The sequence below is a fragment of the Rubrivivax benzoatilyticus JA2 = ATCC BAA-35 genome (genome assembly GCF_000190375.1).
In the GTDB taxonomy this organism is placed as follows: domain Bacteria; phylum Pseudomonadota; class Gammaproteobacteria; order Burkholderiales; family Burkholderiaceae_C; genus Rubrivivax; species Rubrivivax benzoatilyticus.
In genome coordinates, this window is record NZ_AEWG01000021.1 from 1 (window position 1) to 23,060 (window position 23,060).

General features: G+C 71.0%; 24 protein-coding genes, 1 pseudogene and 1 CRISPR repeat array. Of the genes and pseudogenes, 17 read left to right on the forward strand and 8 right to left on the reverse strand.

Annotation, left to right across the window (positions count from 1 at the left end; all coding sequences use genetic code 11):
* The 5 genes and pseudogenes from RBXJA2T_RS01755 to RBXJA2T_RS01775 form a co-directional block, all read right to left on the reverse strand.
* Window positions 1-841 (reverse strand): annotated as a pseudogene (locus RBXJA2T_RS01755) (BREX system P-loop protein BrxC); the annotation flags it as partial.
* Window positions 842-880: 39 nt separating this feature from the next.
* Window positions 881-1,444, reverse strand: coding sequence for a DUF1788 domain-containing protein (locus RBXJA2T_RS01760; protein ID WP_009855594.1), 564 nt, complete (start codon window positions 1,442-1,444; stop codon window positions 881-883).
* Window positions 1,434-2,234, reverse strand: coding sequence for a hypothetical protein (locus RBXJA2T_RS01765; RefSeq protein ID WP_029719001.1), 801 nt, complete (start codon window positions 2,232-2,234; stop codon window positions 1,434-1,436). The genes RBXJA2T_RS01760 and RBXJA2T_RS01765 overlap by 11 nt, the downstream gene beginning before the upstream one ends.
* On the reverse strand, window positions 2,231-2,440 hold the full coding sequence (locus RBXJA2T_RS01770) for a hypothetical protein (RefSeq protein ID WP_009855596.1): 210 nt from the start codon (window positions 2,438-2,440) through the stop codon (window positions 2,231-2,233). The genes RBXJA2T_RS01765 and RBXJA2T_RS01770 overlap by 4 nt, the downstream gene beginning before the upstream one ends.
* A gap of 161 nt (window positions 2,441-2,601) precedes the next feature.
* Window positions 2,602-2,823: a helix-turn-helix domain-containing protein gene (locus RBXJA2T_RS01775; RefSeq protein WP_009855597.1), complete on the reverse strand. Its 222-nt coding sequence runs from the start codon at window positions 2,821-2,823 to the stop codon at window positions 2,602-2,604.
* A 133-nt stretch (window positions 2,824-2,956) separates the two neighbouring features.
* On the opposite strand from RBXJA2T_RS01775, the gene RBXJA2T_RS01780 reads away from it, so the two are divergent.
* The 10 genes from RBXJA2T_RS01780 (at window position 2,957) to csm6 (ending at window position 10,201) form a co-directional block, all read left to right on the forward strand.
* Entirely contained in the window at window positions 2,957-3,193 is a 237-nt protein-coding gene (locus RBXJA2T_RS01780) for a hypothetical protein (protein ID WP_009855598.1), read from the forward strand.
* The gene (locus RBXJA2T_RS01785; RefSeq protein WP_029719000.1) at window positions 3,186-4,484 is read left to right on the forward strand and encodes a site-specific integrase; all 1,299 of its coding nucleotides are present in this window, start codon (window positions 3,186-3,188) and stop codon (window positions 4,482-4,484) included. The genes RBXJA2T_RS01780 and RBXJA2T_RS01785 overlap by 8 nt, the downstream gene beginning before the upstream one ends.
* A 165-nt stretch (window positions 4,485-4,649) precedes the next feature.
* Window positions 4,650-4,970 (forward strand): hypothetical protein, encoded by a 321-nt coding sequence (locus tag RBXJA2T_RS01790; RefSeq protein WP_009855600.1) that lies wholly within the window; start codon window positions 4,650-4,652, stop codon window positions 4,968-4,970.
* Complete coding sequence (locus RBXJA2T_RS01795; protein ID WP_009855601.1) at window positions 4,954-5,439, forward strand: hypothetical protein; 486 nt, start codon at window positions 4,954-4,956, stop codon at window positions 5,437-5,439. Before RBXJA2T_RS01790 ends, RBXJA2T_RS01795 begins: the two co-directional genes overlap by 17 nt.
* Before the next feature lie 10 nt (window positions 5,440-5,449).
* Window positions 5,450-6,214, forward strand: a complete 765-nt coding sequence (locus tag RBXJA2T_RS01800; protein ID WP_009855602.1) for a GIY-YIG nuclease family protein — start codon at window positions 5,450-5,452, stop codon at window positions 6,212-6,214.
* Window positions 6,215-6,283: 69 nt separating this feature from the next.
* A complete protein-coding gene (locus RBXJA2T_RS01805; protein WP_081467573.1) occupies window positions 6,284-7,132 on the forward strand; it encodes a nuclease-related domain-containing protein in 849 nt (282 codons plus the stop codon).
* 159 nt (window positions 7,133-7,291) lie between these two features.
* Window positions 7,292-8,023: a DUF2384 domain-containing protein gene (locus RBXJA2T_RS01810; RefSeq protein WP_009855604.1), complete on the forward strand. Its 732-nt coding sequence runs from the start codon at window positions 7,292-7,294 to the stop codon at window positions 8,021-8,023.
* A gap of 201 nt (window positions 8,024-8,224) precedes the next feature.
* The gene (locus RBXJA2T_RS01815; RefSeq protein ID WP_009855605.1) at window positions 8,225-8,608 is read left to right on the forward strand and encodes a hypothetical protein; all 384 of its coding nucleotides are present in this window, start codon (window positions 8,225-8,227) and stop codon (window positions 8,606-8,608) included.
* A gap of 8 nt (window positions 8,609-8,616) precedes the next feature.
* The gene (csx16, locus tag RBXJA2T_RS01820; protein ID WP_009855606.1) at window positions 8,617-8,934 is read left to right on the forward strand and encodes a CRISPR-associated protein Csx16; all 318 of its coding nucleotides are present in this window, start codon (window positions 8,617-8,619) and stop codon (window positions 8,932-8,934) included.
* Window positions 8,935-9,058: 124 nt separating this feature from the next.
* A complete protein-coding gene (gene csm6 / locus RBXJA2T_RS01825) occupies window positions 9,059-10,201 on the forward strand; it encodes a CRISPR-associated ring nuclease Csm6 (RefSeq protein WP_009855607.1) in 1,143 nt (380 codons plus the stop codon).
* A gap of 112 nt (window positions 10,202-10,313) precedes the next feature.
* Window positions 10,314-10,807: direct repeats of the CRISPR family, unit length 35 nt; unit sequence GTCTCAATCCCCTTCGGAATTCGGGGTGCGCTGAC.
* A 416-nt stretch (window positions 10,808-11,223) separates the two neighbouring features.
* Here csm6 and cas2 (RBXJA2T_RS01830) read toward each other — a convergent pair.
* Genes cas2 (RBXJA2T_RS01830) through cas1 form a run of 3 tightly spaced genes read right to left on the reverse strand, consistent with a single transcriptional unit; the run spans window position 11,224 to window position 13,982 of the window.
* The gene (cas2, locus tag RBXJA2T_RS01830) at window positions 11,224-11,499 is read right to left on the reverse strand and encodes a CRISPR-associated endonuclease Cas2 (protein WP_009855608.1); all 276 of its coding nucleotides are present in this window, start codon (window positions 11,497-11,499) and stop codon (window positions 11,224-11,226) included.
* Between the two features lie 22 nt (window positions 11,500-11,521).
* Window positions 11,522-11,809, reverse strand: coding sequence for a CRISPR-associated endonuclease Cas2 (gene cas2, locus RBXJA2T_RS01835; protein WP_009855609.1), 288 nt, complete (start codon window positions 11,807-11,809; stop codon window positions 11,522-11,524).
* Between the two features lie 19 nt (window positions 11,810-11,828).
* Window positions 11,829-13,982: a CRISPR-associated endonuclease Cas1 gene (gene cas1, locus RBXJA2T_RS01840; RefSeq protein WP_157998572.1), complete on the reverse strand. Its 2,154-nt coding sequence runs from the start codon at window positions 13,980-13,982 to the stop codon at window positions 11,829-11,831.
* 234 nt (window positions 13,983-14,216) lie between these two features.
* On the opposite strand from cas1, the gene cas6 reads away from it, so the two are divergent.
* The 7 genes from cas6 to RBXJA2T_RS01875 are packed head-to-tail and all read left to right on the forward strand — an operon-like array spanning window position 14,217 to window position 23,060.
* Window positions 14,217-15,182 (forward strand): CRISPR system precrRNA processing endoribonuclease RAMP protein Cas6, encoded by a 966-nt coding sequence (cas6, locus tag RBXJA2T_RS01845; RefSeq protein ID WP_009855611.1) that lies wholly within the window; start codon window positions 14,217-14,219, stop codon window positions 15,180-15,182.
* Between the two features lie 40 nt (window positions 15,183-15,222).
* On the forward strand, window positions 15,223-16,818 hold the full coding sequence (locus RBXJA2T_RS01850) for a Cas10/Cmr2 second palm domain-containing protein (RefSeq protein ID WP_009855612.1): 1,596 nt from the start codon (window positions 15,223-15,225) through the stop codon (window positions 16,816-16,818).
* Window positions 16,815-17,426 carry an RAMP superfamily CRISPR-associated protein gene (locus RBXJA2T_RS01855; protein WP_009855613.1) on the forward strand — a complete coding sequence of 204 codons (612 nt, stop codon included), beginning with the start codon at window positions 16,815-16,817 and terminating at the stop codon, window positions 17,424-17,426. The genes RBXJA2T_RS01850 and RBXJA2T_RS01855 overlap by 4 nt, the downstream gene beginning before the upstream one ends.
* A 14-nt stretch (window positions 17,427-17,440) precedes the next feature.
* Complete coding sequence (locus tag RBXJA2T_RS19400; RefSeq protein ID WP_138938748.1) at window positions 17,441-19,075, forward strand: type III-B CRISPR module-associated Cmr3 family protein; 1,635 nt, start codon at window positions 17,441-17,443, stop codon at window positions 19,073-19,075.
* Window positions 19,072-20,544, forward strand: coding sequence for an RAMP superfamily CRISPR-associated protein (locus RBXJA2T_RS01865; RefSeq protein ID WP_081467575.1), 1,473 nt, complete (start codon window positions 19,072-19,074; stop codon window positions 20,542-20,544). Before RBXJA2T_RS19400 ends, RBXJA2T_RS01865 begins: the two co-directional genes overlap by 4 nt.
* A gap of 19 nt (window positions 20,545-20,563) precedes the next feature.
* Window positions 20,564-21,070, forward strand: a complete 507-nt coding sequence (locus tag RBXJA2T_RS01870; RefSeq protein ID WP_009855616.1) for a hypothetical protein — start codon at window positions 20,564-20,566, stop codon at window positions 21,068-21,070.
* A 22-nt stretch (window positions 21,071-21,092) separates the two neighbouring features.
* Window positions 21,093-23,060, forward strand: a complete 1,968-nt coding sequence (locus RBXJA2T_RS01875) for a TIGR03986 family type III CRISPR-associated RAMP protein (RefSeq protein WP_009855617.1) — start codon at window positions 21,093-21,095, stop codon at window positions 23,058-23,060.

Genomic DNA, 23,060 nt, shown 5'->3' on the forward strand with positions numbered 1-23,060 from the left:
GGAACGCCTTCTCCACGTCGTTGCCAACGAACTGCTGGACCTCATCCAGCACCACTAGTGTCAGCGGGAACTTGCCGTCCACCATCAACGCGTCGGCGATGGCGGTGGTCATCTGCTCGCTGCTGACGTCGGTGACCTGCGGGAATTGTTCCTTGAGCAACTTGCGGGCATCCGCCTCGGTATGCGCCAGGTCAGAACGGGCCTTCAGCAGCGCCTTGGCCAGGTGGCCTGAGACGTACATGTGGGGCAGTTCCTGGGCCAGCGAGCGGCCAGCGGCTTTGAGCTCCGCCTCGACCGCAGCCAGGATGCCTTCGCGGCTCATCCACAGCACGAGTTGCGCCTGGTTGTACTGCTCGGGCAGCCCCTTGGACTTGAACACGATGCCCAGCAGCGCGAGCCGCACCTTGTCACCGGCGCCGGCGCCCAGCTTGCCCGCTGCAGCGTGCAGGCCACCGTGGCGCTTGCCCTGGGTCGAGAGCTCCTTCAGGTGCTCGAACACACCCATGGGCAGCTTGGCGATGCTGCGGGCGGTAGCACCGTCGGCAAACTGGTAGTCGGTCCACAGCGTGCGCAGCATCTTGGCCAGGTGCGACTTGCCGCTGCCGTAGAAGCCAGAAATCCACACCCCCGGCTGCTCGGTCTTGGAGTCGAGGTTGAGCAGGAACTTGTCGAGGATGGTCTCCAGACCCTTCTCGTACTGACCATCGCAGACGAAGGTCTCAAGCTCGTATCGCAGGATGGCCTGTGCGGCCTCGGAGTGGTCTTCGGAGACCTCGGCCACGCCGTTGTTGACGAGGCGGTTTTCCTTCGGGGTCTTGTTGTAGATGTCCCTGTTCAGCATGGTGGTCCTTGCTTTGGTTCTTGGAAACGTCGTGTCGGGTCAGTCCTGGGCCAGCAGCGGCACGGCCAGGTAGTTCCAGCCGTCTCGAGCATCCAGAAGACGGTAGGTATGGTTCTCTGGGTGATGCTCACCGGGGAAGAACACCAGCAGGCGCCCTTCGACGGCCTCCTTGATGCCTTCGACGACCGACGAGACTCGGGCCAGCCCGAACAGCGTTCCGACACCCAGCAGCGCGACCACGGTATCGGGCCCGGCTTCAGCCGCGATGCGGGCCCTGAGCTTGGCGTTGAGGTCGGAGACGAATTCGGTCAGTTCGCCTGTTTGGTAGCCCGCCAGGTCTTCCGGGCACTCGAAGTAGGCATCGCGGTACTCCTGGCCGGCCATCCATTCGGGAAAGGCGTGGGTCACGTCCAGCAGCAGCCAGCGCTTGCCGGCCTGCTGGGTGACCAGAGCGAACTCCTCGACGTTCGCGCGCAGCCGCAGTTCGTCAGTTTTGTCGTAGACCGCGAAGATGACGCGCTGGATGGCCGCTAGCCCCGCCTGCCAGGGAACGGTGAGGTGCCGGCGATAGGCTGAAACCAGCTTGGCGACCTTAGACGACATGCGAGACCTCCTGGCGGATTCGTTCTTCTTCGGGCGTGAGATAGCCGGGGAAACGCACTTCCTTGACGCCACCGGCGTTCATGAACACGAGCAAGCCCCGATGTGACGCCGAGTTTGCAAGTGCCTCTAGTTCATCGGGTGAGCCATTGATCAAGTTCGTCCACTCAGACGAAAACAAGCGCTGGCCAGTGCGGCCTTCCAGGTAGCCGAGAAATAGAAGCAGGGCGACGGCTTCTGGGCGCGCGTGCACCTGGCTCCTCGTCTTGCGGGAGTGCCCTTGAAGGAAACCGGCGGAAGTCCAGGTGCCGGCGACGTTCTGCGCGAAGGACTTCAACGACGAGGCGCTGAAACGATCGGGGCAGGCGCTTGCCAAGAAGCTCTCAACGGCCTCCCGCGGCATTGGAGTTCCGACGCTTCGCGCGAGGATGAAGGGCATGGTGACTCGCAACAGCGGGTCGCGTGCCAAGGCAACCGCGAGGGCAAGCAAGGGCTGCGCGCCCTCGTCCAGAGGCCATAGCCGCCGCAACGCGCGAAAGATGGGGTTGGCGGGGTTCAGTCCGTACAAGGTGACCAGGTGCCGCAACGCGAGTTGCCGAGCCTTGCGCGTGGGCTTCCCCAGCGCGTTCTCCTCGACGACCGCCCGCGCGTAGTCGGCTCGGGTGGCATCACGCTCGGTGTGCGCCAGCAGCTGCCGCAGGTCTGTCAGCATCATGGTTCGCGCTGCGTGGGGGCCGTTGAGCCCGAATCGGAAGCCGAGTGCTTGCAACCCGTCATTCTTGGTTGATGTCACGATGGGTTCTTCCGCGTCTGCAAGTGGCGAAGCGCATCCTCGGGTACGCCGGGTAGCGGATACCCGTGATCCCGGCAGTAGGCGACGACCATGACCTCGAACATGTTGGCGAGGCTCCGCATCTCGCGCTCGGCCGCAGTCTGGACGGCCGCCTTGATGCGCGGCTCCACGCGCACGCTGAAGACTTCGGACTTGTTGATAGCCATCGCACTCCTGCACGTAGAACGCTAGCGGAATGCGAGCTTAGCCCTCCTGCGCGCTCTCAGGCTTACGAAGCGAAAACGTTTGACGTGCGGACGCCGCCGGGCGTTGGGCGGTCGTGAGGCCGTCAGCGGAGATGAGGCGGCAGTTGCCTACGTGGGGCCACTCAGTCCGGCAAGTGCTCGACCAAGTCGGCAACCGGACAGCCGAAGTACGTGCACAGGCGATCCAGGACGTCCGTGCCGGTGCTGTAACCCCGTTGGTTGAGGATCTTGGAGAGCGTGGAACGGTTGATCCCGGTCGCGTCCGAGACCTCTTGCAGCGTGATGCGCCGCGAGTCGCGGAACTGCTTTTTCTCTAGCTGTTCACCCAGCTTGAACCGGATCACCGAGTCACCTCAACTCGCCGAACGTGGAGCAAAATCCACAAACGTGCTTGACAGTCGCCAAGCGTCGATTAATATTCTCACCAAGCGTCGCGCAGTGGCGATGTTTGTGGAGTTTACTCGACGGGAGAGTGGCATGAGCACGACCTATCTCACGACAGACGAGCTGTCGGCCAAGATCAAGTACGACGTCCGCACGATCCGCGAACGGCTGAAGGACAGTGTCCTGCTGGAGGGTACGCACTACGTTCGTCCCTTCGGCGGCCGCAAGATCCTCTTCGTCTGGGAGGCGATCGAGCGCGACATGCGCCTGGCCTCTGCCGACAGCCCGATCGGACTCCCCATGGCCAACGGCACGGTGCTCCATGGCTAAGGTCAGCGTGCGCAAGGAGACGGGCAAGCTCGTCATCGACTTCACCTACCGAGGTGTGCGCTGTCGTGAGCAGACGGCGCTTGGCGACACTCCGGCGAACCGCAAGCGCGTCGAGGCGGTGCTGAAGCGCCTGCGCGAGGCGATCGCTGCGGGGGCGTTCGTCTACGGGGAGTTCTTCCCTGGGAGTGCACTGGCATCGCGATTCGCGTCCGCGCCAGTGGTGCACGCCGGTACCGACACAGGCGCGTCGATACCCCAGCTCGCGTCGCCCGCTGCTGCAGTTCCGAAGCCGGCGTCGCCGAACTTTCGAGAGTTCGTCACCACCTGGCTCGCCGAACACCAGATCGAATGGCGCCGTTCGCACCTGAAGGTGCTGAAGTCCACGCTCGACGCCCACCTGCTGCCCGCCTTCGGCGACAAGCCGGTCGGCGAGATCACGAAGTCCGACATCCTGGCCTTCCGCGCCAAGCTGGCCGACAAGCCGGGCCGCACGGGCGACAAGCTCAGCAGCAAGCGGATCAACAACATCCTGGGCGTGCTGCGGCAGATCATGGCCGACGCGGCGGACCGCCACGGCTTCATCTCGCCGTCGGCCAACGTCCGCCCGCTGAAAGTCCGCAAGTCCGACGTGCAGCCGTTCTCGCTGGACCAGGTCCAGCAGATCCTGGCCGTCGTCCGACCGGACTACCGGGACTACTTCACCGTGCGCTTCTTCACCGGCATGCGCACGGGTGAGGCCCACGGCCTGAAGTGGAAGTACGTCGACTTCGAGCGCCGGCTCATCCTCGTGCGCGAGACCTTCGTGCTGGGCGAGGACGAGTACACGAAGACCGACAGCTCGCAGCGTGACATCCAGATGTCTCAGCCGGTCTACGAAGCGCTGAAGCGCCAGCACGCGGCCACCGGCAAGCTAAGCGAGTACGTGTTCTGCAACCGCGAAGGCCACCCGCTGGACAACAAGAACTTCAGCGAGCGCGTCTGGTATCCGCTGCTGCGCCACCTGGAGCTGGCGCCCCGGCGCCCGTACCAGATGCGGCACACGGCGGCCACGCTCTGGCTGGCCTCCGGCGAGTCGCCGCAGTGGATTGCCAACCAGCTGGGCCACGCCAACAGCCAGATGCTGTTCACGGTCTACGGCCACTTCGTGCCCAACATGACGCGCCGCGACGGCTCGGCGATCGACCGGTTGCTTGCCACGCGCTTCGCCTCCGGCAGCGCCGTCGCCGAAGCGGCCAACGAAGCCGGACACCAGGCCCAGCCGCCGCCTGCGTCCTGGCGCCGAGTGGCCTGACCCGCACACGCGCCACCTCATGACGTGACCTGCCGCGTGGCCCGCTGAGGGCCGCGCTGGCGGAGCACTGCCCGGAATCGTCCCACCGAGTTTCAGCGGATGCCTTGGCATGACGGCAGGGGCGAGCCACGCCCGCGGATGCCGCATCCGACGCAGAGGAGCCTCATGAACCTCCACGAAGACCCATCGCGACCGGCCCAGCTCATCGCCGAGATGCCGGGCCATGTCCTCGTCGTCCGTGTCGCGTTCGCCGGCCCGTTGCCGGCGTCGCGCGAGCAGCTGTCTCGCCTCCTGGCGCGTCGGCTGCGCCACCCGGCGCTCAGCTGGTGGCTTGGCGACAACTGTCTCGTCGTCCTCAACCGCGACGCGCAGATCACCGTCTCCGCCCGCACGGCGTTCATCGGCTGGCTGCTGGTGCAGCCGGAGGTGGTCTTCGTCGCCCGCGAGTTTCCTGTGACCCGGAGGCTGCATGACCGCCTTCACTGACCGCTGCGCTGCATCAGGCGCACAGCCCCTGGACGACGAGCCCACCGGCTTCGTGCTGCAACTCGAGGCCCGGCCGGGAATGCCGCAGAGGCACCTCGTCCAGTTCGAGCGCGACCTCGAGGACTACGTCGACTCGCGCGGCCTGTCACTGAGCGGCCACCGCATGCGGTACTGGATCAGCCGCCAGGACACGCCCGCGAGTGCGGCCGATCAGGTGGCGTTGCTCGACTGGTTGCACCACCACCCGGCGATCGCCATCGCGCGGGTCGGCCCCGTCCGCCCGTCCCGCGACGGGGAGGACGACTTCTCGGCCTTGACGACCCACGCAGCGGAGGAGGGCTTCGTTCAGCTGCACACCAGCGACGTCTCGTTGCTCGGCCTGGCGATGCTTTATCGCAGCGGACGCATCGGCCCCGAGCTGTACCTGCAGGTGCTCGGCGGCTACGTCCGCGCGGTGGTCTTGCATTGAGGGCCGGCACATGTCCAACGCCATGACCACCGACCGCGCTTCGGTCTACGTGTTGATGCGGCGCGACCGGCGCCGCTTCAAACTCGGATGGGCTCGCCGACCGCTACACCGCGCGCGCAGGCTTCCCGAGTTCCGGCGCGGCGAGCTCGACCTCGAGCACTCGCGCGCCATCTGGCTGCCCAGCCGCCAGCGGGCGGAGCAGGTCGAGCGATCGATGCACAAGAGCCTCGCGCCTTACCGGGTCCCTGCGGAGCACCGCGGCGACGGCGCCGCGGAATGGTTCGCCGGCACCGCCCAAGACACCGCTTTGCGCATGCTGGCGCAGATGCCGCTGCAGGAGAGCAGCAACGCGACCGCGCGCTTGCTGCCGTTGACCGTCCCGGCGCCGCCGTCCGACGCCGTGAGCATCGAGACCGGACCTCAGGACACCTGGTGGCGCATCGAGGACGTGCTGTCGAGGCTTGCCCTGCATTGGCCCGTTTCGGTGAGCGAGGAGCCGGCGGCGGTCGTCGTCCACGGCTTCCGGATCCGCGACCCCTGCGATCCAGACGACCTTCGCCGCGCGGCCCTGGACGCCGACACCTATCAGTGCTGGTGCGACGGGCGCCCTCTGGCGTTCGTGCAGACGCTGCGCTGGGAGGGCGATGACCTGGTCCTGCGCATGACACCGGCGACCGTCATCGCCGGCTGGGAAGGCGGACACGAGATCGCCTGGCAGGTCAGCGGCTTCCTCGCGCGACTCAGGCGCCGATCGCCGATCCGTCCGACCCACTGAACCCAACCGCGACGCGAGGCCCGGCCCGCGTCGCACACCGAGAACCACAAGCAAGAGAAGGAAAGAAGCATGAGAGTGCAGACCTTGTCCGACCACGCCGCCGACCAGATTCGCCAGGCGCAAGACTCGCGCGAAGCGGCGTACCGCCAGCAACGCGAGGCCTGGCGTGCGGAGGTCGAGCGACGCGAAGCGGCGATTGCCGGCCGCAAGGCCGCCATCGGCTCTGCGATGCGAGCTCGGCGCATCTTTGCCGCCCTCGGGCACGCGCTGAGCTGGCTCGCATCCAGCCTGTCGCGTCGGCCCAGCGAGCCGGAGATGCCGCCCGCGGGCGAGGACGAAGGGCGGTTCGCCGGCGGTCGGGAAGGCGAGGAGCGCGTGCAGGCGGACCTGTCGACCTGGCTCGATGACCGTTGGATGCTCTTCAAGGGCTATCGCAACCGGGGCGGAGAGACCGACCTGCTGTTGCTGGGCCCGACGGCCATCGTCGCGATCGAGGTGAAGACGCTCAACGGCGTCGTCCACGTGCAGGGCACCGAGTGGAGCCGCGACAAGTACGACCGCTACGGCAATCTCGTCCAGGAGGGCGTGCCGGTGCGCGACGCCAAGGGGCGGGCACCGAGCCAACAGGTCAACGCGGTGGCCGATGAACTGCAGGGTTTCCTGCTGCGTCGCGGCCAGCCCGTCGCCGTGCGACGTGCCGTCGTCCTTGCACACGAGAACTCCCGCCTCGGTGTCATCGAGCGGCCTGGCGTGGACTTCCTCGGTGTGCTGCAGAGCGAGGGGTTTCGCGAGCAGTTCCAGAACCTGCTTCGGCCGCTGCCTGGCGCCGCGCCGTTGAACGTCGGGGCGCTGGGGCAACTGGTCTGCCAGGACCATGCGTTCCACGAGCAGCGCCTCGCGCAGCGCCGGGCGGGATGACCGCGCCGGCTGCGGACGCGGCCCTCCGGGATCGCCGCGTTCGCGGCAACGACCACTGCAGGGCTGCCGCGCGGTGGGTTGATACCCCAGACTGGCACTGCAAACGGCGCCACGGTCGAAACCTGGGTGCGGTGCGCCCATCAGCCTGGAGACGGACCCATGCCAACCTGCTATCTCGCAACGGCGTTCTGGGGGCCGGACGACGGGCCGCCGCTCAGCCTCGCTCTGGTGAGCGAGGAAGGGGACGAGCACTTCGTCGAACTCGATGCCGGCGCCAGCGACGACGACTGGATCGAGGCGGCCTCGCCGCTCGTTCGCGAGCGCATCGTGGCGCAACGGGCGGCGGCGGGCTCCGCCCGGACCGCCCAGCAGATGGCCGAGGCCACGGCGAACTGGTTGCACCGGCTCGGAAGTGAAGGGGAGGGCGTCAAAGTCTGTTTCGGCTCGCCCCGCGATTGGGAGGCGCTGCTCCGGTGCCTGCGGCCTACGGCCTTCTGCAACGAGCTGATGGCGCAGATGACGCAGGTCGATCTCACCACGCTGGTGGTCTCGCTGGAAGCCTGCGCCCTGCGCGCAGAGAGCCTCGAAGCCAGCCGTGCGCGGGGTCTGCCGGGGCTTCATGCGCTGGCGGAGGCGCTGGCACTGCGGCGCGTGCATCGCATCCTCGAAGAGCGCGCCCGACGGCTGGTGGAGTTCTATCGATCGGAGGCGTTCCAGGAACTGGTGTCGCTCCACGACGACCCGAGGTTCGAGCCCTGGCTTCGCGGGTGGTGCGGAGAGCGGATTCCGGCGCTCGGCGGTGCTCGGCCGGTCGACATGGTGTCCGCGCCGGGCGGCATCGATGCGGTCCTGACCTGCCTTGGGTCGGCGCTCAACGGGGGGTATGGCTGACCGGGACCGAGGGGCGTCGCCCATGCGGGTGATCAGCACCCGCATACCTCCCCGACCTGCACCAACGTTACCGACCGCACGAGCCGGGACGCCAGGCCTGGATCATGCGCGGCATCGCAAACGTGCTCCGGAGCAACTGCCCATGCAGGCAGTCCGACCGCAACCGGGGCATCCCACGGACGCAACGAGGAGGAAGTCGTCATGAACGACGAACAGAAGCGCAAGTGCCACGCGATCATCCACGCGCACGCAGCGGCCGCTGCGGCCGGCAACGCGGTCCCCGTTCCGGGGCTCGGCGTCGCGACCGATACCGTCGCGATGACGTCGATGGCGATGAGCCTGTGCGGCGTCTTCGGTGGCGAGATGACGCAGGAAGCCGCCAAGGTGCTGGCCATCAGCGCGATCAAGAACACGATGCTCAAGCAGCCGATCCGGATGCTCGCCAAGGAGCTCTCCAAGCTCGTGCCCGGGCTGGGCTCGATCGTCGCGCCGGGCATCTCGATCGTCATGCTCGAGGCCGCCGGCTGGACGCTGGCGCAGGAACTCGAAGGCCGCTTCCGCAGGGCAAGCGTGAGCGCGGCTTGACGTCTCCGGTGACCGTCTACCTCGTCTCCCGTCATCCCGGCGCCATCGACTGGATGCGCACCGAGCTGGCTGCGCCCGACGCCCGCGTGTTGTCGCACGTCGGCGCCCAGCGATTCGAGTCCGGAGACGTGGTCGCCGGGGTCCTGCCGCTGTGGCTGGCCGCGCGGGCCTGCGGGGCGGGTGCCACCGCGCTGTCGCTGGATCTGGATCTGGCTCCCGAGCAGCGAGGCCGCGAGCTCGATGCGGCGGAACTGCGGGCGGCGGGTGCCCGGCTCGTCCGCTACGAGGTGAAGCCGACCGGCATGGTCGCGGGGCGGTCCTCCTGATGACCGTCCGGGTCCGCGCGGACGGGTTGCGCTGCCCCGTCCAGTTGGCCCGGTCCTCCGCAAGACAATGGCGGCCTGACGGGCGGCCACACGATGCAGCGCCCGACGCACGCGAGACGAACCGATGAGCCAGCCCGACCCCTCACGCCCCGAGAGCTACCCCCGCCGCGCGCTGGTCTGCATGGTCGGGCTGTCGCCGCAGGTCGTCACCGAGACGCTGTACGCGCTGGCCACTGCGCCGACGCCCTTCGTTCCGACCGAGCTGCACGTCGTCGCGACGGCCGCCGGCGCGCAGCGCGTGCACGAGCACCTGCTGGAAGGCGGCCAGCTGCGGGCGCTGGCCGCAGCGCACCTGGGCGGCAACGGCCCCGAGTTCGACCCCGCACGCCACCTGCACGTCGTCGCGCGCGACGGCGTGCCGCTGGCCGACGTCGAGAGCGCCGAGGACAACACCGCGGTCGCCGACGCGATCCTGGGTGTCGTGCGTCCGCTCGCGCTCGATCCCGCCTGCGCCATCCACGCCTCGCTCGCCGGCGGGCGCAAGTCGATGGGCTTCTATCTCGGTTACGTGATGTCGCTGCTCGGCCGGGCGCAGGACCGGCTGTCGCACGTGCTCGTCAATTCGCCGTTCGAGTCGCACCCGGGCTTCTTCTTCCCGCCGGCCGAGCCGGCCCGTTTGCGGCTGCCCGACGGTCGCGAGGTCGACACCGCTGCAGCCCGCGTCTCGCTGGCGCCGGTCGCCTTCGTCCGGATGTCCGACGGCCTGCCCGAGCGTCTGCTGCACGAGCCCGTCGGCTTCGACGCGCTGGTGCAGCGCGCGCAGCGCTCGCTGGGCAGCGTTCGCCTGGACGTGCTGCCGGCCGCGCGCCGGGTCCGCGTCGCCGGCATCGGCGAGGCGCTGCTGGAACCCTCGCTGATGGCCTGGTACGTGTTCTTCGCGCTGCGGCGTCAGCAGGCGCTGCGCGAGAGCGCGGCGCTCGTCGCGCCGGGCGCGGTGCTGCTGCGCAAGGACGTCGCCGCCAGCGTCGGGATGCTGCAGCCGCTGATGGACCAGGCCTGCCGGCGCGTCGGTGTCGAGCGGCAGTCGGTCGCGCTGCAGCCCGCCGACCTGCGGCCGCGGTTGTCGGTGATCCGCAAGGCGCTGGTGCGCGCCTTCGGCCCCGAACTCGGGACGCGGCTGGCCATCGCCGGTCCGGCGGACCGCGGCGCCAGAGATGGCCAGTACGGGCTGTTGGGCATCGAGCCCGGGCAGATCCACGTGGCTTGACGTGGCGTGCCGGGCCATTGGCCTGGCGGTCCGTCTTCGCCGCTCGTCCTCCGAATGCGCTCCGCGAGTCGGGGTGCGCTGACTTATTAGCGGCCCTGGCCGCAGCAGGATTGTCTCAATCCCCTTCGGAACTCGGGGTGCTGACTTTCAAGCGCTGTGGGCCGCCATCACGGGAGTCTCAATCCCCTTCGGAATTCGGGGTGCGCTGACCTCCAGACCACACCGACGACCCATACAACGTGGTCTCAATCCCCTTCGGAATTCGGGGTGCGCTGACTTTCACCACCGAAGCCCTGCAGATGCTGCAGTCTCAATCCCCTTCGGAATTCGGGGTGCGCTGACGCCGGCAACAGCGCGGGCCGTAACAGCAAGGTCTCAATCCCCTTCGGAATTCGGGGTGCGCTGACCGAGCAAAAGCTCGCAGTCGCGCTGCCGTAGTCTCAATCCCCTTCGGAATTCGGGGTGCGCTGACAAATTCATCTCGATGCTCAATGAGCACACCTTGTCTCAATCCCCTTCGGAATTCGGGGTGCGCTGACACTCGGTGAGCATGGACGCCGGCGAGATCTTGTCTCAATCCCCTTCGGAATTCGGGGTGCGCTGACCTCTTAAGGGAGTTCAAATGAGCGCCAAGCAGTCTCAATCCCTTCGGAATTCGGGGTGCGCTGACACTATCGGCTCACGGATCAATCGGCATACGAGTCTCAATCCCCTTCGGAATTCGGGGTGCGCTGACGTGCAGGAACTCCTGGAGGAGTTCCCGGAAGTCTCAATCCCCTTCGGAATTCGGGGTGCGCTGACCAACTCTGAAGGACATCAGCAGGAACAGCGTCTCAATCCCCTTCGGAATTCGGGGTGCGCTGACAGCACCTCTTGCAAGTGCCTGTCAGGAAACGAGATTCTAGCCCCGTTGCGGGCAGCATCCGGCCATTTGCCGTCTCGGCAGCCAGAAATCGGTGCCACGACCCGCGAGAAGCCGGAAAACCCTTTGAAATCAACGTGCTGGCAGACATGGTCGGCTCTCAGACGACGTAGGCGCTCGGCGGGTCCTGCGGCTTGCTGGCGGCCAGGTGCCAGCGGTCGGGCCGGTCGCGCTCGCACAGCGGATAGAGGTGCAGACGGTCCTCGTCCGGGTCCAGCACCCGCTCCACCTGCCGGCGCAGCCGCGCGAGCTGGCCGGCGCGCAGTTCGCACTGGAAGGCGCTCTCGTGCAGTCGCGACCCGTAGCCTTCGAGGACTCGGGCGACGCGCCGCCGGCGGCGGTCGGAGCTGATGTCGTAGGCGACGAAGTACAGCATCGGCGGGCCTCCCGGAATCGCTTCAGAGCACGACGAAGTGCCCGCTGCCGAACGCCGTTCGCGGCGCCTGGCCGAGGAAGACTATGCGTCGCTCGCAGTCGGCGCACACGGGCAGCAGGCTCAGCCGATCCTCGGGCGGACGGATCAGTTGCTGCAGCCGCCGCTGCAGTACGGGCAGTTGGTCGGCGCGCAGACGGCAGGTCCACAGGCTCGCGAGCACGCGGTCGCCGAGCCGCCCCAGCGTCCGATCGAGCCGGTAGCGGCGGCGCGGGCACGCGACGTCGTAGCTGACGAGCCAGAGTCTTGACATGGCGGTCTCCCGAAACGCTTCACCGGAACTTCAGCGGCAGGTAGCGGGGCACCCGGCCTTGCATCACGAGGACGAGTTCGCGCACCTGCTGCTGCATCGCGCGACGCATGTCGGTCGGAGCCTTCAGCCTCGGATGCACGAAGCGCGACTCCAGCTTGCACTCGAGCGCGCGGACGAAACGCTGGCGTCCCTCGCGCCGCAACCGGCAAGGTGTCTCGCTCGCGTCGTCGAAGTCGAAGTCGCCGATGCCGATCTGGCCCTCGCGCAGCACGGTCAGCACCACCGCATCGACGACCGGGGCACGGAACTCCTCGATCAGGTCGCTGGCCAGCGCCAGCGTGCCCGGCGCGGCGGCGTGCAGAACGCCCAGGTGCGCGTTCAACCCGGCGAGCCGCAGCAGCGACGCCATGTTCGCGTGCAGCACCGAGTAGCCGAACGACAGCAGCACGTTCACCGGGTCCGGCGGCGGCCTGCGGCGGCGCCCGCCGAATCCGAGCGCCGGCGGCAACAGCGCGGCCAGCGCCTGGAAGTGGGCGCGCGCAGCGGTTCCCTCGTGCCCGCGCAGCGCGGCAGCGTTGGCGCACAGCGCCAGCCGCGCGATCGCGTGGTCGGCTGCGGCCACGGCCTCGTCGACGACGGCGCGCACCTCGGGCGCCTCGCGTCGGCCGAAGCGCCGCAGAACCGCCTTTGCGTTGTGCAGCTTGCCTTCGAGGATCGCCCGCGCGATCGGCAGCCCCGCCGCGGGGCTGCCGCAAGCCCGCCGCTGGGCATCGAGCAGCGCCATCTCGGGCCAGCCGCCGCGGTCCAGGCTGGCGACGGCCTCGCCGCCGCCCGGGTCGGACAGGTGGACGTTGATGCGGCGATGCGCGCAATGCCGCAGCAGCGCGCTGGAGACGAGCACGTTGGCGCTGACCGCCAGCTGGTCGACCTGTCCGAGCGGGACGCTGGCCAGCAGCTCGCGCCCGCGGCTGACGAGCAGGCGCTCGCCGTCCAGCCGCAACACGCTGCCGGGTTCGCCGACGTAGACGCTCTGCAGCAGCGGTGCGCTGCGCTGCCCTGCCGGCGTCTCGTCGACGAGGACGCCGGCCGCCAGCGGCAACTCGGCCTCGGCCTGCTCGCTGGAAGCCTCGTCCGCCTCGGCCAGCGCGCCGTCCGGCGCACCGGCTCGGGCGAGTTCGCCGTGGCCGAGGTGCGGCAGCAGGGCCGCCATGCCGGCGGTCAGCGGGTGCAGCGCCCCGTCCTTGAAGCGCACGCCGAGGAAGTCGAAGCCGCTGACGAAGCTCGCGATGCGGGTCTTGGCCGGGTTCAGTTCCAGATGCAGTTCGCGCAGTGCCCGTGCCGCGGCATCCTGCGCCCGGGCCGCCTCATCGGCGTCGAGACAGGCCAGCACCAGGTCGTCGGCATAGCGGATCAGCTGGAAGCCTTGTGCGCGCATGCCGACGTCGAACGGGTGCAGGTACAGGTTGGCGAGCAGCGGCGACAGCGGCGAGCCTTGCGGCACGCCACGCGTCATCAGCCGTCGTTCGCCGTCGTCGTCCAGAACCGCCGCCAGCACCTGGCCGACCAGCGCCAGCAGCCCCGGGTCGGCGCTGAACCGGCGCAGCTGCGCCAACAGCGTCGGCTGGTGGATGCGGTCGAAGAACGACGCCACATCGGCCTTCAAAACCGTGCTGCGGCCCTGGTCGCGCAGTGCGAGCAGGGCGGCCAGCGCGCCCAGGACAGAGCGGCCCGGCCGATAGGCGTGGCTGGCCTCGTCCAGCGTCGGCTCGATCCGCCGCCCGAGCGCGTGGGCCATGGCGGCCTGGAGCACGCGGTCGCGCACGCCGGGTATTGCCAGCAGGCGCTGGCCGCCGGATGGCTTGGGCAGCGCCACGACCCGCAGCGGCCGGGCGACGTAGCGTCCGTCGGCCACTTCGGCCTGCAACGTGTGCAGCCGGCCCAGCAGGCCCTGTGCGAACTGCTCGACCTCCTCGCCGTCGCAGCCCGGTGCACCGCGGTTGGCGCGGACACGTTCCCAGGCATCGAGCAGGTTGCGCTCGTCGAGCACCTCGTCGAGCGTGGCGCCAGCGTCTCGCTGCCGCGGGTCCTCGGCGTCCGTCCCCGGCGTCGGCCACTCGCTCCGACATTGCGGGCCACCGCCGTCCAGACTTCGTGCCGTCTCGATCGTGTCCATGCGGGCAGTGTCCTTCCGTTGCAGGATGCCGCGGCATGGAACCAACGTTGGGGGCGCTTGGTCGCCGCCGACTGAGGCGCTGACCGATGGAACAATCCACCGCCACGTAACAAATCCCGTGACGGGTCGCGACGCCGCTTGTCTGCCCAGGACCATTTCCCACGAGGACCGCGACCGCCGGTCGATCCGCTACCGCCCTCCGAAACGCTGCAGTCGGCGCTGCAGGGCCTGCCGATGCTGCGCATCGGCCTGCGGCACCGTCTCGCCGGCGATCTGCAGACCGAGCCGTTCAAGGGCGCGCTGTGGCACGGCGTGTTCGGCGCCTGCCTGCACGACCTGGCGCCGGGCGCTTTCGACGCGCTGATGCGCGCCGAGGTCCAGCAGCGCCGCTGGGCGCTGCGTCCACCGCTGCAACTGGACGGCTGGATCCCGGCGGGCGCGGCCCTGGACAGCGAGCTGTTGCTGATCGGTGATGCCGCCGCCCATGCGCCCGCCTGTGTGGCGGCAGCCGACGAGATGGGGCGCCGGGGCTTCGGGCCGTCCCGTGTCCCGGCGCCGCTGGAGGCCGTCTGGGGCGTCGACGCCGCCGGCCGCCCGGTACCGCTGTCCGGCGCGGAGGCGCCCGTCACGGCCCTGGACGTTTACGAGCAGGCGCGCGAGCTCACGGTCGCGCCGGCCGCGACGAGCGCGGAGCTCGAACTGCGCCTGCTGTCGCCGCTGAGGCTGAAGGCGGGCAACGAACTGCTCCGCGAACTGCCCGACTATCGACTGCTGGTCCGGCGCAGCGTCGCCCGGCTCGTGATGAACCTGCCTGAAGGCGATGTCGGCCTGTTCGCGCCGGGCGAACACGCCGCGCTGATGGAGGCCGCGGCCGCGGTGCCGCTCGTCGCGCACCGCGTCGACGGCGTCCAGTGGCTGCGGCGTTCGGCCCGCCAGCGCCGGGTGATGCCGTTCGAAGGGCTGCTCGGCACGCTCGTGTTCGGGCCCGGCGCCGCCGCAGCGTATCCGTGGCTGGCCCTGGCCGAATGGTGGCAGCTCGGCGGCAAGACGACTTTCGGCCTCGGCGTCGTCGAGGCCCGGCTGCGGCCCGTCATCACCGCCCTCGGCGCGAGCGATGCCGTCGGCGCGCCAACGTTGGCGCCGGCCGCCGAACGAGGCGCTCGCGCCGACACTGCCGTCGCTCCATCGTCCCCGCGTTGAGCCCCGCGCGCATTCACTTCACACGAGCCTCGGAACCAAGATGCCGACGTATCACTGCTGGACATTCGAGTGCGGCTCGATCCAGTCCTTCATCTTCGAGACCGGCCGCCTGGCCGACGCCGTCGGCGCGAGCCTGCTGGTCGACCGGCTGACCGGCGACCTGGACGAGACGGCCGACGCCGCGGCGACCAGCCTGTTGCAGCAGGTGATGCAGACCGCCGGCTGCGCGACGACGGTGCGGTTCTCGCGCCGCGGCGGCGGCTCGTTCATCGCGTTCCTCGACTCCGATGAGGCCCGCCGCCGCGTCCGCACGCTGTGGCACGCGGCGTTGGCGGCCAACGCGACGGGCCTGCGCTGGGCCGATGCGGTGGCCGACGCACCGAGCGCCCTGGCCGCGGCGCGGGACGCGCTGCGCGCCTGCCAGCAGGCCGGCCGCGTCGACCGCCCGCGTCTGCCCGAAGCCGGCCCGCTGACCCTGCGGGTTGCCCGCACCGGGCAGCCGGCCGTGACCGTCCGATCGCTGGCCGGCCAGGTCGAAGCGATCGATGCCGCAACCGAACTGCGGCGCCGCCACGCCCGGCGCACGGCCGTCGCCGACACGCTGCTCCAGCGCTTCGGCGCTCCCGACGGTCTGCGCTGGCCGCGGCACACCGAGCCGTCGGACGGGTCGGTCCGCGACGACGGCGACGGCTTCCCGTTCGTCGGCGGCGCCCGCGAACTGGCTTTCCTGCACGCCGACGGCAACGGTCTGGGCGTGCTGCTGCGCCGGCTCGAAACCGGCGACGACGGCGCCTACGTCGAGCGTTACGCGGCGTTCTCGCGTGCCGTCACCCAGGCGACGGTCGCTGCCGCCCGGCAGGCCGCCGCGGAGGTGCTGCTGCCCGCGGCCGTCGACGGCGTCGTCCCGGCGCGTCCGCTGATCCTCGGCGGCGACGATCTGAGCCTCGTCGTCCGCGCCGATCTGGCGCTGCCGTTCGCCGAGGCCTACCTGCAAGCCTTCGAGTGCCAGTCGACCGAGTGCCTGGCGGCCCTGCGCGGTCTTGGCCTGGATCTGCCCGGGCTGACCGCCGCATGCGGCATCGCGATCGTGAAGGCGCGCTTCCCGTTCGCGCAGGCCGCCGCGCTCGCCGAAGCGCTGTGCCAGCGCGCGAAGTCGGTCATCAAGCGCGAGGCGCAGGCCAGCGCACGGGCGATGCCGCTGTCGGCGCTGGCGGTGCAAAGGGTGACGACCTCGGTGCCCGACGACGCGCTCCCGCGGGTGCAGGTCGACGGACGGCACTGGACGCTGGGCCACGCGGCCTACGTCATCGGGGAGGAGGGCGCCGGGGTGCCGCGGCTCGCCGACCTTCAGACGCTGGCGCAGGCGCTGGCCACCGACGCGATGCCGCGCGGTCCGGTGCGCCGGCTGCTCACCGATTTCCACCAGGACCCGACGCAGGCGCTGGAGCGCTGGCGTCGATGGCGCGAGAACCTGGAGCCGGCACGGGTCGCGGAGATCGACGCGCTGCTGCGCCGGCTCGGCGTCGACGATCCGTCCTGGCTGCCGCTGGGGCGTGACGGATCGCCGTGGCCCGACGCGGTGCTGCTGCGCGACCTGACCCGCGACGACCCCGACACCACAGGAGGCGCGGCATGAGCGTGCGCACGCTGAGACTCGAGTTCCTCGACACCTGGCACGTCGGCTGCGGCCGCGGCGACGGCTCCAACCTCGACGCTGTCGTCGCCCGCGACGCCGACGCGCTGCCCTACGTCCCGGGCCGGATGCTGCGCGGCGTGCTGCGCGACGCGGCCGAGGCGCTGGCGGCCTGGGGCCACGCCGACCCGGCCGCGGTGCTGCAGCTGTTCGGCGGACTGGCCGAGCGCAGCGACGCGCCGGGGCGGTCGCTGTCGCAGGCCGGATGCCTGACCGTCAGCGACGCGCGGCTGCCTGCGGCCGAACGCGCGGTGCTCGCCGCTCCCGCGCCCGGCGAGCCCGACCCGCAGGCCGCGCTGCGCGCGGCGCTGTTCGTGCCGTCGTTCCAGACCGCGATCGACCTCGACAGTGGCACGGCGCTGGACGGCTCGCTGCGCGGTGTCGAACTCGTCGTGCCGCTGACGCTGCAGGCGGAGGTCGGCATCACGGGCGTCGACGCCGACGCGCCGTGGGCACTGCTGGACCGGGCGCTGCCGCTGGTGCGGGCGATCGGCGCGATGAAGACCCGTGGCCACGGCCGCGTGGCGCTCGACTGGGAGAAGCACGCGTGACGCAGATCCATCCTGTGACCCTGACCCTGGTCGACGACCTCGTCCTCAGCGAACGCAGCGCGACAACCGGTGGCCATCGCTGCCTGGACCGCATCCCCGGCAGCGCTCTGCGCGGTTGGGCCGCTGCGCGGCTGTACGACGCGCTCGGCGAGGATGCCTGGGCGGTTTTCCACTCCGGCGCCGTCCGTTTCGGCGACGCCCGGCCGACGGGGCCGGGCGGCCAGCCGAGCTGGCCGGTGCCGCTGTGCTGGCACGCCGACAAGGGCCGGCCCGACCGGCCGCCGCAGGTGGGCGGCGCGTGGCTGGCGGAGCATCTGTTCAACCTCGCCGAGGCCCCGGACCCGGCCGAGCTGGCGCGCGTCGTCGCCCAGCCGCGGGGCCTGCGCGACGGCTACGTCACCGCGGATGGCCGCTGCGTGCGTCCCGTGCATCGCGAGCGGACGATGACCGCGATCGACGGCGACGGTGTCGTTGCCGACGGTCAGCTGTTCTCGTACCAGAGCCTGGCGCGCGACCAGCGCTTCGAGGGGTACATCGCGATCGACCGCACCGTGCCGCGCGCCGTCGCCGAGCGCGTGCTCGGCGCCTTCGACGGCACCATCCGCATCGGCCGCAGCCGCGCCAGCGGTTACGGCCGCGTGCGCGCCCAGGTCGGCCCGGCGAGAACGCCACCGGCGACGCCGGCGCTTGCGGGACCGACGCTGCGGCTGTGGCTGCTCAGCGACGCCTGGCTGCGCGACGCCAGCGGCCAGCCGACGCTGTGCCCCGAAGGCGAGCTGCTGGGTCTGCCCGGCGCGCGCCTGGACCTCGCGCGCAGCTTCATCCGCACGCGCCGCGTCAGCGCCTGGAACGCGCACCGGGCGCTGCCCGAGGTGGAGCGCCAGCTGCTGCAGGCCGGCAGCGTGATCACGCTGCAGCGCGACGGCGGCTATGTCGCCGACGAGCTTCAACGGCTGGCCACGCACGGCATCGGCTTCGGGCGCGCACTCGGCCTCGGCGAGGTGCTCGTCGACCCGCCGCTGCTGCGCGGCCTGCACCCGAGCTTCGATGCCGCGCAGGCGCCTATCCGCCCCGCCGAACCGGCCGCCGCTCCTGCCGCGCCGGCCGGCAGCCCGCTGCTGGCATTCCTGGCCGCGCGCAGCAGGCGGTCTTCGCATGCCGATGCGGCCGCCGGGTTCGTCGCCGACGCGCGGCGCGCGCTGCTGCGGCGCTGGAGCGCGATACGCCGTTACCAGGCGCTGGCGCCCGAGACGCCGATGGGCCCCGGCCCCAGTCAGTGGGGCGCGGTCGCCAGCGCCGCGATGCGGTGCGCAAGCGTCGACGCGCTGCGCATCGCGTTGCTGGGCGCCGCCGAGGGCAACGGCGCGCCACGCGGCGCCGTCCCGGCCGGCGACGGCCACTGGGACGCGATGAAGGCCCACGAGCGCGGCGCCGACGGCGGCGCCCGCCGCCTGTCGCTGCGCGACTGGATCGCCGAAACCCTGGACGCGCTTTCCGCCGACACCCGGTTCGCCGGCGACGACGCGCGTCTCGACGCCTGGCAGCGGCTGTGCGCCGACGCGCGCCGCCTGGCGCTGCACACCGGCCAGGCCGCGCTCGACGACGCCCAGCGCGCGTCGGGCCGCGTGGCCGCGAAGGAGCAAGCATGACCCGAACCTCGATGCCGCTGCTGACACTCTGGCGCGTCGTCGTCGAAGCGCGCAGCCCGCTGTCGATCGGCACCGGCCGCGGCGACGGCGTCCGCGACGTCGTGCTGGCCGCCGACGCCAACGGCCTGCCGATGCTGCCGGCCAGCGCGCTGGCCGGCGTGCTGCGTGCGGCCGTCGCCGGCTGGCATGGCGAAGCCGCCGCGCGCGCGCTGTTCGGCTGTGCCGAAGGCGATCGCGGCCAGGTCTCACGGGTGACGCTGAGCCACGGCCGCATCCACGACAGCCGCGACCGGCCGGTCGCCGGCCTGCTGCCTCAGGTCGACGACCCGCTGCTGCGGCCGCTGACGCAGCGCAGCGGCACGACGCGCCAGCGCGTGCGCATCGACCACCGCGGCGTCGCGGCCGACCAGGGGCTGTTCGACCGCACCGTGCTGCCGGCCGGCCACCGCTTCAGCGTCGAGCTCGCGCTGTGGAGCGGCGACGGCGACGTCGACCCGGCCAGCGGCGAGCCGCGCGAGGCCGGCTGGCTGCAGACGCTGTTGTGCGTCGAAGGGCTGCGCGTCGGCGCGCAGACCCGCAGCGGGCTCGGCGAGATCGCCGCAGTCCGCGCGCACCGGCTCGCGCTGGACCTGCGCCGTCCGGCGGACCTGGGCCGCTGGGCGCGGCTGTCCCCGCACCTCGGCGAGACCGACGGGATGGCGCCGTTGGCCGTCGGCGGCGTGCCGGCCACGCGCGCCGGCGTCCACCGCATCGAGGTCGAACTCGCGCCGGAGGCAGGGTTCCGCTTCGGCTCGGGCCACCACAGCCTGCAGGCGAAGCCGCCGGCCAAGCTGCCCGACGACCTGCCGCGGACCGAGGCGCGTGTCGCCTGGACCGGCGGCCGCGGCCGGCTGCAGCGCGCCGACGAGGAAACGGTGCTGGTGCCGGCCTCCAGCGTCAAGGGCGCGCTCGCGCACCGCGTCGCCTTCCACGCGCACCGGCTCAACGGCCGCTGGGCCGACGCCGAGTCGGCGCGCGAGCACGACAAGAGCCGCGACTGCGACACGGTGCGGCGGCTGTTCGGCCACGCGGCCGACCGCGGTCCCGCGCGAGGCCAGGCCGGCGTGCTCTGGGTGGCTGACGCGCGGATCGAGCGCGAGCACGTCGTCGCGCAGACGCGGATGCACAACAGCATCGACCGCTTCACCGGCGGCGTGCGCGACGGTCTGCTGTTCAGCGAGGAGAACCTGCATGCCGCCGGGGCCGGACCGCTGCTGAAGCTGGCGCTGGGGCTGGACCGCGAGCGCGCCGCGCGGGTCGGCGTCACCGCGACCGACCTGCAGGCGCTGGCGCTGGCGCTGGACGACTTGTGCGCGGGCCGGCTGGCGCTCGGCGCCGACTCGGCCTCGGGGCTGGGCTTCTTCGTGGGCCGCTGGACCTGCGACGGCGAGCGCCGGCTGCCGCAACCCGATATGGCGACGGCCGACTGAGAACGCGAGGCACGACGAGATGAACGACGAGATCTTTCCGCGCGACCTGATCGAGCTGGTGCGCCGCCTGGCCGGGACGCCCTGGCGGGCGCCGGAGCTGGCGCCCGCGCGCTGGGCCTGCCGCACCGAGCGGCTGCGCGACGCGTCGGCCGTGGCCGCCGCGCTGCAGCGCTTCGACGCCGAGGCCGCCGGCTGGGTCGAGACGACCGCCACCGCGCAACGCTGGCACGCCGGCCAGCCCTGGCCCGCCGGCACCGTGCTGAACGCCGAGCTGGCCGCCGACCGGCGCAGCCTGCACGTCCGCGAAGCCGACGGCGAGTGGCTGTGCACGACCTGGCACGCGCTGGAGCCGAAAACCGAAGCCGAGCCGGGGCCCGACGCGCCGCTGCGCGGCTGGACGCTGGTGCGCGAGCACTGCGCGGTGGACACCGGCGAGCCGTGGCGCCACGAGGTGCTGCTGGTCGCCGAGGCTGGCGGCGCGCTGCGCGAGGTCGCGGCGCGGCTGCTGCCGCCCGCGGCCCGTTGACGAGATCGCGAACGGACGAGACATGGCACACCCCGGACACTCCAACGGCCGCAATGGCGGCAACGGCAACGGCGCCTGGCGCGGCGGGTCCACGCTGCCGCGCGGCATCACCTCGGCCTACAACTTCGCGCCGTTGGCGCAGCAGGTGGTCTGCCCCGAGTGGCAGGACCGCGTCTCGCACGACCTGCCGTTGCGCGAAGGGCTGTGCGCCGACCTGCAGATCGAACTCGTCGCCGAGACGCCGTTGCTCGTCGGTGCCGAGCGCGACGACGCTCCGCGGCAGAAGGGTCAGGTGCCGGTCGTCGGCTTCCACACCCACCCCGACGGCACGCCGGCGATCCCCGGCTCCTCGCTGCGCGGGATGCTGCGCAACGTGCTGGAGATCGCCAGCTTCAGCCGGATGCAGCTGATCGACGACCGGGCGCTGTCGATTCGGGACCTGACGACCTCGGGCAGCGAGTACATGCGGGCGATGGTCGGCGGCGACATTCGATCGTCCGCGGTCGGCGCCCGGCCGCTGGCGCAGGGGGGCTGGTTGTGGTTCGACGGTCAGGACTGGCGGCTCGAGCCGACATCCGTCGCCCGTGTCGAGCACGACCAGATCGCGCGGCACTTCGGCTTGTCGCGCGAGGTCTGGCCCGGCAAGCGGACCACGGCCGCGCAGAAGTACGAGGTGCTGCGGACCGCGCTGCAGGCGGCGAGCCGTGCCGGCAAGCTGACCAAGACCGGACACGTGCAGGTGCGGCACCCCCGGGTCGAGGAAGCGGTTCACGAACACAGCCGCGGCAAGCAGTTGCGCTACCGGCGGATCCCGCGGCTGCTGCCGGTCGACGACACGAGTCCGTCCTCGACCGTCGGAGCCCTCGTCGTCACCGGCCAGGGCGTGCCGAACAAGCACATGGAGTTCGTCTTCGGGCTCTGTGGCCGCAAGCCCGAGTCGCGCGTCATCGATCCGGGGGCCATGACGCGGTTCCGCCAGGTCTACGGCCACGACGACAGCGACTGGAGCACCCACTGGTCGCGGCGCGCGGCCGAGGGCACGCCGGTCCCGGTGTTCTGGATCGAGAGCCACGGCGAGTTGCAGATCGGGTTGTCGCAGATGTTCCGGCTGCCCGGCCCGCGTTCCCTGGGCCAGATGGTGCCCGACGAGCACCGGCCGCGAGCCGGCGTGGCGCGCCGGCTCGACTTCGTCGAGACGCTGTTCGGCCACGTCGGCGGCGACGCGGCGCTGAAGGGCCGGGTGTTCGTCGGCGACCTGCGCTGGTCGGGGTCGCCGCAGGGCCGGCCTGTCCCGGCCGACGCCGCGTACGCACAACCGACCGTGCTGGGCCAGCCGAAGCCGAGCTTCTATCCGGCTTATCTGGAGCAACAGCAGCAAGGCGGCGTGCTGAAGTCGCCCGACTACCGCACCGTGTTGTCTCCCGACGCGCGGCTGCGCGGCTGGAAGCGCTACCCGGTGCGGCCGTTTCCCGAGATCCGGGTGCCCGAGCCCCCGGCCAAGTCGCAAGCGACGGTGCAGACGCGGCTGCAGGCGCTCGCGCCCGACAACCGCTTCACGGGCCGCATCCGCCTGCACAACGTGACGCCCGAGGAGTTGGGCGCGGTGGCCTGGGCGCTGACCTGGGGCGGCGACGACCGGCTGCGCCACGCGCTCGGACTCGGCAAGTCCTTCGGGTTCGGCTGTGTCCGGGTGCGGATCGCCAATGCCGACGCGCCCGACGCCGTCCGGGCGAACGACCCCGCCGCCCCCGCACCCGGGCTGGGAGACTGCATGCGCGCCTTCGTCGCCTACATGCAGCGTCAGATTCCCGGCTGGGAGCGCACCGCGACGATGTGCGAACTGCTCGCGATGGCGAACCCCGATCTGCCTCAGTCCACCGCGGCGAATCTCACGCCGCTGGAGCTGACGGTCGGTGCGCGCAACGAGTTCGTGGAGGCCAAGAGTCGCGACAACCGGCTCGCCCTCCAGCCCCACAGCCAGCGCCGCTGA

Coding starts and splice junctions, on each gene's coding strand:
- RBXJA2T_RS01760 (WP_009855594.1), bottom strand. CDS start 1,444: ATGTCGTCTAAGGTCGCCAAGCTGGTTTCAGCCTATCGCCGGCACCTC.
- RBXJA2T_RS01770 (WP_009855596.1), bottom strand. CDS start 2,440: ATGGCTATCAACAAGTCCGAAGTCTTCAGCGTGCGCGTGGAGCCGCGC.
- RBXJA2T_RS01780 (WP_009855598.1), top strand. CDS start 2,957: ATGAGCACGACCTATCTCACGACAGACGAGCTGTCGGCCAAGATCAAG.
- RBXJA2T_RS01785 (WP_029719000.1), top strand. CDS start 3,186: ATGGCTAAGGTCAGCGTGCGCAAGGAGACGGGCAAGCTCGTCATCGAC.
- RBXJA2T_RS01790 (WP_009855600.1), top strand. CDS start 4,650: ATGAACCTCCACGAAGACCCATCGCGACCGGCCCAGCTCATCGCCGAG.
- RBXJA2T_RS01795 (WP_009855601.1), top strand. CDS start 4,954: ATGACCGCCTTCACTGACCGCTGCGCTGCATCAGGCGCACAGCCCCTG.
- RBXJA2T_RS01800 (WP_009855602.1), top strand. CDS start 5,450: ATGTCCAACGCCATGACCACCGACCGCGCTTCGGTCTACGTGTTGATG.
- RBXJA2T_RS01805 (WP_081467573.1), top strand. CDS start 6,284: ATGAGAGTGCAGACCTTGTCCGACCACGCCGCCGACCAGATTCGCCAG.
- RBXJA2T_RS01810 (WP_009855604.1), top strand. CDS start 7,292: ATGCCAACCTGCTATCTCGCAACGGCGTTCTGGGGGCCGGACGACGGG.
- RBXJA2T_RS01815 (WP_009855605.1), top strand. CDS start 8,225: ATGAACGACGAACAGAAGCGCAAGTGCCACGCGATCATCCACGCGCAC.
- csm6 (WP_009855607.1), top strand. CDS start 9,059: ATGAGCCAGCCCGACCCCTCACGCCCCGAGAGCTACCCCCGCCGCGCG.
- cas2 (WP_009855608.1), bottom strand. CDS start 11,499: ATGCTGTACTTCGTCGCCTACGACATCAGCTCCGACCGCCGCCGGCGG.
- cas2 (WP_009855609.1), bottom strand. CDS start 11,809: ATGTCAAGACTCTGGCTCGTCAGCTACGACGTCGCGTGCCCGCGCCGC.
- cas1 (WP_157998572.1), bottom strand. CDS start 13,982: ATGGACACGATCGAGACGGCACGAAGTCTGGACGGCGGTGGCCCGCAA.
- cas6 (WP_009855611.1), top strand. CDS start 14,217: ATGCTGCGCATCGGCCTGCGGCACCGTCTCGCCGGCGATCTGCAGACC.
- RBXJA2T_RS01850 (WP_009855612.1), top strand. CDS start 15,223: ATGCCGACGTATCACTGCTGGACATTCGAGTGCGGCTCGATCCAGTCC.
- RBXJA2T_RS01855 (WP_009855613.1), top strand. CDS start 16,815: ATGAGCGTGCGCACGCTGAGACTCGAGTTCCTCGACACCTGGCACGTC.
- RBXJA2T_RS01865 (WP_081467575.1), top strand. CDS start 19,072: ATGACCCGAACCTCGATGCCGCTGCTGACACTCTGGCGCGTCGTCGTC.
- RBXJA2T_RS01870 (WP_009855616.1), top strand. CDS start 20,564: ATGAACGACGAGATCTTTCCGCGCGACCTGATCGAGCTGGTGCGCCGC.
- RBXJA2T_RS01875 (WP_009855617.1), top strand. CDS start 21,093: ATGGCACACCCCGGACACTCCAACGGCCGCAATGGCGGCAACGGCAAC.